The organism is Rothia sp. HMSC061C12, assembly GCF_001815755.1.
Taxonomy (GTDB): Bacteria; Actinomycetota; Actinomycetes; order Actinomycetales; family Micrococcaceae; genus Rothia; species Rothia mucilaginosa.
The window spans coordinates 24,757-31,309 of record NZ_KV821832.1 but is presented as its reverse complement, the minus strand read 5'-3'; the positions used below and the strand labels follow the sequence as shown (position 1 = coordinate 31,309).

At 64.0% G+C, this 6,553-nt stretch carries 5 protein-coding genes; 1 reads left to right on the top strand and 4 read right to left on the bottom strand.

Features of this window, described 5'->3' with window-relative positions; all coding sequences use genetic code 11:
- Positions 1-72: 72 nt before the first annotated feature.
- Both HMPREF3055_RS00355 and disA read right to left on the bottom strand, forming a co-directional pair.
- Positions 73-312: a hypothetical protein gene (locus HMPREF3055_RS00355; RefSeq protein WP_005507607.1), complete on the bottom strand. Its 240-nt coding sequence runs from the start codon at positions 310-312 to the stop codon at positions 73-75.
- A gap of 154 nt (positions 313-466) precedes the next feature.
- On the bottom strand, positions 467-1,543 hold the full coding sequence (gene disA / locus HMPREF3055_RS00350) for a DNA integrity scanning diadenylate cyclase DisA (protein ID WP_049354024.1): 1,077 nt from the start codon (positions 1,541-1,543) through the stop codon (positions 467-469).
- A gap of 208 nt (positions 1,544-1,751) precedes the next feature.
- Between disA and radA the strand changes: the two genes are divergently transcribed.
- Positions 1,752-3,185 carry a DNA repair protein RadA gene (radA, locus tag HMPREF3055_RS00345; RefSeq protein WP_049354023.1) on the top strand — a complete coding sequence of 478 codons (1,434 nt, stop codon included), beginning with the start codon at positions 1,752-1,754 and terminating at the stop codon, positions 3,183-3,185.
- Between the two features lie 132 nt (positions 3,186-3,317).
- Here radA and HMPREF3055_RS00340 read toward each other — a convergent pair whose 3' ends face one another.
- Positions 3,318-4,646 (bottom strand): FUSC family protein, encoded by a 1,329-nt coding sequence (locus HMPREF3055_RS00340; protein WP_070634642.1) that lies wholly within the window; start codon positions 4,644-4,646, stop codon positions 3,318-3,320.
- 162 nt (positions 4,647-4,808) lie between these two features.
- Complete coding sequence (locus tag HMPREF3055_RS00335; RefSeq protein ID WP_070604981.1) at positions 4,809-6,551, bottom strand: polysaccharide pyruvyl transferase family protein; 1,743 nt, start codon at positions 6,549-6,551, stop codon at positions 4,809-4,811.
- Positions 6,552-6,553 lie beyond the last annotated feature (2 nt).

Here is a 6,553-nt window from a genome sequence, read left to right as displayed (position 1 = left end):
TAATGCGTCCAAGTTTCGGGGCGCAGTTCACTCCGGCACGGGGGCTTTTTTGTATAGGTCTATTGCGTGGCACTATTTGGAGGCGCGCGGCTTGGCGAAGCGGCGCTCACCCAGGTACCCGAGCAGGCTACCGAATGCGGTCCACTGTAGTGCCGCCAAAAGCAGGGTGGACAGGTCGGTCACCTCAAAGGAATTGGGGATGACCTTGAACCACAGCAGCGGCAGGTAAATCAGGAACAGAATGGGGGACGCCCACACGAAGAACGGGACGGGGCGCTTAGCCGACGGATACTTAGCTCGTGAGTACGACATTGTGACCTCCAAGGGGTGTCATGATGCTTGAGGCACCAGGGTGCGGAGGGAACTCCGCTGTCACTACATCATAATGCAAAAGGTTCTTGTGAGGCAGGAAAAGGCCGCCGTGCCAGATAGTCTCCGGCGCGGGGGCTTCTCGTATGAGCTTTTGTTAGAGGTACTTCTCCAGGCTGCTCTCCGCCATGCGGGAGAGCTGCTCGCGCACCGTGCGGGCACGAGCCTCACCCACACCGTCCACGGCGCGCAAATCCTCAAGGGACGCCGCCATCAGAGCCTGCAGGCTGCCGAAGCGCTCCACCAGACGCTCAGAAATAGCGTTCGGGATGCTCGGAATACCGGCGAGCAGACGGAAACCGCGAGGCTGCAGGGGGAACTCCAGGTCGGGGTTCTCGCCAAAGCCGACAGTGCGGGCAATCGTGCGCAGATCCACGATAGCCATATCGTCCAGGTTCTGAAGCGCCTCAACGCCGGCGGCGATCAGCTCGTCATTCGTCTCGGGCAGATAGTCGCGCAGAATCAGATCGCTGGCGGTCATCTCGGGGGCGCGCAGCTCCTCCAGCTGCAGGGCAATCAGGCGGCCGTGCACGCCGAGCTCCAGCACGTAGTGGCTGACCTCGCGGATAATGCGGTTCACCATCTCCATACGCTGAAGGGTCATCGCCACATCCGCCAGGGACACGTTGGACTCAATCTCCAGGGCCGAGAGTGAGGAAAGCACCGAACGCAGGCGCTTCTTATAGCTTTCAAGGGTCTGAATCGCCTGGTTCGCGCGGGCCATGAGGTACTGGCTGTCCTCGACCGTGTAGCGGGTGCCGTCAACGTACACCGAAATCATAGACATCGACGCGCTCACCGAAATCACCGGGAAACCGGTCTGAATCGCGGTGCGTTCGGCGGTGCGGTGGCGGGTACCGGACTCGTTCGTGTCAATGGAGGCGTCCGGCATGAGCTGCACGCCGGCGTGCAACAGGCGGGTGGCGTCACGGTCGCAGATGATAGCGCCGTCCATCTTCGCCAGCTCGCGCAGGCGCGTTGCCGAGAACTCGGTGTCGATGTTGAAACCGCCCGAAGACAGGGAGGATACGGTGCGGTCGGATCCGAGTACGATGAGCGCGCCCGTACGGCCACGCATGATGCGTTCCAGGCCCTCGCGGAGCTCGGTGCCGGGGGCGATTCGGGCGATAGTTTTAAGCAATAGGTCACTATAATTCATCTGCACAAAAAACATTGTACCTGTAAGGGTGGTTATTGAGCCAGGTCAGGGGCGGAACGGCGGGCTAAAGTGCCTCAAAAGCGAACGGATATTCTCGATATTTATACGGGAGTGCACGAGGTGAAACTATCTGCATTTAAGGGTAAAAGTGTGTTCTGCGGTACCCCTTTTCGCCGTGACTAAACACCGCGCACCATATCGCCCCAGACCCTAAAATAGACCCATGACCGCGCGCACGAAAAACACCAAAACCGCACCCGCCTACCGCTGCACCGAATGCGGCTGGACCACCGCCAAATGGGTAGGCCGCTGCGGCGAATGCCAAACCTGGGGCACCGTCGAAGAAGCCGCCGGGGGCACCCGTGCGCGCACCCGCGCCGCATCCAGCGTGCAGAAACCCGCCCAGCCCATTGCAGAAGTCGACTCGCGCGTAGCCGCCTACATGAGCACCGGAAACCCCGAATTTGATCGCGTGCTCGGTGGTGGACTCGTACCCGGCGCGGTCATCCTCATGGCGGGCGAACCCGGCGTGGGCAAATCCACCCTGCTGCTGGATGTCGCCGCCACCTTCGCGCGCGGCACCGCCGGGATTGCGGGACAGCAGGGGGCGCAGAATATCGCACCCCAGCCGCCGCGCCCGGTCCTGTACATCACCGGCGAGGAATCCGCCGCGCAGGTCAAACTCCGCGCCGACCGCATCGGCGCCATCGCGGACACCCTCTACCTGACCAGCGAAACTGACCTCGGCACCGCCCTAGCGCATATTGAGCAGGTCAACCCCTCCCTGCTGGTCATCGACTCGGTGCAGACCCTCGCCTCCGCGGAAGTTGAGGGTAGCGCCGGCGGTGTGACCCAGGTGCGTGAGGTTGCCGCCTCCGTGATTGCCGCGGCTAAGGAACGCAATATGTGCACCCTGCTCGTGGGTCACGTGACTAAGGAAGGCACCATCGCGGGCCCGCGCCTGCTTGAGCACCTGGTGGACGTGGTCTGCCAGTTCGAGGGCGATAAGCACTCGAATATCCGCATGCTACGCGCGATTAAGAACCGCTTCGGACCCACCGACGAGGTGGGCTGCTTCGACATGCACGAGGACGGCATCGCACCGGTGCTGGACCCCTCCGGCATGTTCGTCTCCAGTACCCCGCACCCGGTGGCGGGCACCTGCGTGACCGTCACGATGGAGGGCCGCCGACCCCTGCTCGCGGAGGTACAGGCGCTACTGGATCAGGCGGTGGCACCCGCCCCGCGCCGTACCGTTTCGGGCCTGGATTCGGCGCGTATTCAGATGCTGCTGGCGGTGCTGCAGCGCCGCGCCGGGCTGAACGTGGGCAAGCTCGACTGCTATGTATCCACGGTGGGCGGCGCAAAAATTGCCGAGCCCGCCGCCGACCTGGCGTGCGTCATGGCGCTTGCCTCGGCGGCGCAAAATAAGCCGCTACCGCGCAAACTCGCAGTCTTCGGCGAGGTGGGCCTGGCGGGTGAAGTGCGCGCCGTGCCGGGCATCCGCCAGCGCATTGCGGAGGTGGGCCGCCTGGGCTTCACGCACGTGCTGGTGCCCGCCTCCCCGACCGGCGTGGGGGACGTGCCCGAGGGCGTGACCGTGCGTGAGGTAACCACCCTGGGCGAGGCGCTCGCGCTGCTCTTCCCACAGAAGTAGCCGCCCGCGCATCAACAGCATAGAGATAGCGGAGGAGGGGGCTCCCGGCTGGCGTGAATACCGGCCGGGAGCCCCCTCCGTTGCGTCTTGATGGGTTGCCGCTGACCCCGCTAGAAACCCTCCAGAAACCCGCTAGGAGGAGCGGCTCTCCTCCTCGTTCTCGTGCAACATGATGTTGATCGAGCGGGTGTTGAGCTTGTTCGTGTGGTGGGTGTTCACCGCGCTATCGGTCACGTCATCAACCACCGTGGAGTCGTCCATGTCAGCGTCAACAATCGGGATTGCCGAGGTGCGTGGTGCATGCTTCGTGACCGCCTCGCCCAGGGGCACCAGAACCGCCACGGCGTCCTTGTGGGACATGCCGGTCGCCTCCAAAAAGTCGACCACAATCAGGCGGAGCATCAGCACCAGCGACTCGCCCTCAAAGGTCGCCACACCCATGGTGCGCGGCTCGAGGGTGCCGGCAAGCTTGATCATGCGTTCGCGTGCCTCCATCATGTAGTGCTCGCGTTCGCCTTCCGTCGGTGCAGACATGCCCAGGCCGAGGCTCTGCGCTGCCAACGACAGCTCGGTCAGCGCGTCACTGAGTGAAAGCTGCGCGGCAGTTCGTAGCTGCACGTGGTGAATCGTGGACGCCATGCGGCGGTTGAGCACGCGGTCGTTACGAATCGCCAAATCCACCGCGGCGAGGGTCTTCGCCATGCGCGCCAGCTCGCCCTTGCTCTTGCGGCTATTCCAGGACAGCTCGCTCATGCCCTGCGCGGTAATCAGGTCACCGCGGCATGCATCGTAGAGCGGCTGCAGGGCGCGCGCATCGAGCAGGCTCTGGTACGCCTTGTTGTAATCGTAGTAGCGGATTGCCTCGGAGGAGAGCTGGAAAACCTTCGCGAACGCATCCATGAGAGCCTGCGCGCGGGCACGCGGGTTCTTACGCGGGTCGCGCGGCATCAGATACATCGCGAGGAACGCGAACGCGCCACCGACGATACCGTCAAAACTGCGGGTGAACGCATCGTCAGGTACGGGCAGCAGCAACGTGAAACAGGCCTGGAAGCTGAGCTGAATCGTAAAAATAATGCCCTTATCAATAAATCGGGCAATAATCACGGTCAAGAAAAGCACCACTGCCGCCTGCCAGGTACCGTGACCGAGCAGGATCAGCAGAAGGTCGCCAATGAGAATGCCGAGGGTCACGCCGAAGGAGACCTCAAGGATTCGGCGGGAATGCTTAGCACCGCTTACATAGCCGAGGGATACGAGGGCAGCCACCGGCGCGAAAATGGGCTCGTGGTGGCCCAGGACGCGCTCAGCGAAAAGCCAAGCGCCCATAGACGCCGCAACAATCTGCACAGACTGAAAGAAGTCTGCTCGGACTCGGTGAATACCCTCATGAATGAACTGTCGGGTGTTCTGTTCAGTAGTGCGTAGAATGTCTGCGAATCGTGCCATGGGCACCATCATACCGGCGCACATGCGGTGCACAAGGGGGTAGGGGAGTGTTGGGTTGAAGTGTGAGAGACCCCGCGCCCCGAACCCCGCTTAGCGCCTCGGCTTGGGCGGTTTTGCGTGCCGAAACCTCAGCTTGCGTGCCGAAACCTCAGTGCAAGGGGCTTAGCCGCGAATCTAGCCGCGGAGGCGGCGCGCCACCCTCGCCAGCAGACCCGGCTGGGCGGGATGCGCCTCGGCGGGTGCTTCAGAATAAGCCTCAACGGTGACGGGGCGCGTCTGTTCTGCACCGTGCGCCCCGTGAATACCGTGCGCGCTGTACCCGCCACCGATTGTGCGGGCGCGCTCGAGCTGCCGGCGGTGCTCGGCATCCCAGGAATGCGCCCGGTCAGACATCGCCCACTCGAACCCCGCGGTGAGGGAGGTTTCGGTGAAGAGCTCGCGGGCGGCACGGACGGTCGCACCCAGCGGCTCGGGGAGCGCCGGAACCTGCTCCACGGCGGGGAAGGGCGCGGGTGCCTCTACTTCGTCCAGCTTTTCTGCGCCAGATGCAAGAATCTGCGCCAGCAGGTAGGCACGTTCGGCTCGCAGAACCTCCAGCAGCTCGGTGCGGCGCGCATCCGATGTCACCGCCGCGTGTCGCAGGGCGGCGGCAACCATCAGCTCGGGAACACCACCGGCGAGCATGCCCAACGGCAGGGTGAACTCGCCCAGCCCGTACAGGCTCAGGGCGCCGCCCACGCGCATCTGCGTGAAGGCATCCGGCACGAGGGCAAGCACGGGAATACCCGCCGCGGCGGAGAACACCGCCGGGTGGTAGCGGCTGGTCAGAGTAAACGCCGCCGCACGGTGCACGGCGATGCTCTGGTCGGCGTGCAGAATCGGTAGCAGGGTCGCCGGGGTGGATGGGCTGAGCCGCTCGGCGATGCGCTGGTGCGCCTGAATATCGCCGCTTGTCGGGTCCTGCGGGTCACCGTAGTGGCTCAGGAAAACGGGTGCGTAGCCGTGTTCGCGCCACATGCCGTCGAGTAGGCGCGCAATCTGCTGCGCCTGCTGGTTGGTGCATTCGTTGACGGTTACGCAGACGTAGTGCTCCGGCAGCTCATCAAGCGCCTGACCTGCAGAAATACCCTCCGCATAGTGCAGGGTACGCGCTGGGGAAGCCACCGGGTAGTCGGTGGCGTCGTCCACGCTCAGGCGCGCGTCAATACCCCGCTCACGGCACCAAGCGAGGGAAGAACGTTCACGCACCGTCACCGAGCGGGCGGTGCGCAGCATGCGCTCTAGAACCTGCGCGTCCTCGGGGCTGAGGACCGGGCCCAGGGACTGACCGGTCACGTACACGGGCACGCCCGCATGCTCGGCGGCACGCACCGCGGCGGCACGTTCGTAGAGCAGCCAACCGTAACGGGAGTTGAGGTTACCGCCGCCGGAGACCACGATCGCATCCATTGCGGCGATGGAGTCCGCGAACTCCACCATGCGCTCAACGGTCTGCTCCAGCGGATGCAACACCTCGGGCAGCGCCTGCACCTGCGGTAACGCCACCAGCTCGGTAACGGAGGGGCGCTCTCGGTCGGCGTGCAGCTCCGTCAGGACGCACTCGAACGCCGCGAGGGTCAGCTCGCGTTCAGCCGGCGCCCAGGGGAAGAGGAAAAACGGCAGGTACTCGTAGGGCGCGCCCGCCTCATGCTGTGCCGCCTCATGATTCACCGCTGCGCCAATATAGCGCGCCGAATGGCCCACATCGCGGGTCATGAGGGTGACCGCCGCGCCGCCTTCGGAAAGCGCCTGAGCGCTCGCAATGGTCATGGCTTCGTCGCCCACGTGGTAGGTGTGCTGGCCGATATCGCCAATGACGAGCACGCGCGGTGCTTCAGTAACGGGCAGTGCTGTAGAAGAATGATTGTTCTCTGTCATGG

Excerpts from the sequence above, each read along its gene's own strand:
- HMPREF3055_RS00355 (WP_005507607.1), bottom strand. The coding sequence starts at position 312 with ATGTCGTACTCACGAGCTAAGTATCCGTCGGCTAAGCGCCCCGTCCCG.
- disA (WP_049354024.1), bottom strand. The coding sequence starts at position 1,543 with ATGTTTTTTGTGCAGATGAATTATAGTGACCTATTGCTTAAAACTATC.
- radA (WP_049354023.1), top strand. The coding sequence starts at position 1,752 with ATGACCGCGCGCACGAAAAACACCAAAACCGCACCCGCCTACCGCTGC.
- HMPREF3055_RS00340 (WP_070634642.1), bottom strand. The coding sequence starts at position 4,646 with ATGATGGTGCCCATGGCACGATTCGCAGACATTCTACGCACTACTGAA.
- HMPREF3055_RS00335 (WP_070604981.1), bottom strand. The coding sequence starts at position 6,551 with ATGACAGAGAACAATCATTCTTCTACAGCACTGCCCGTTACTGAAGCA.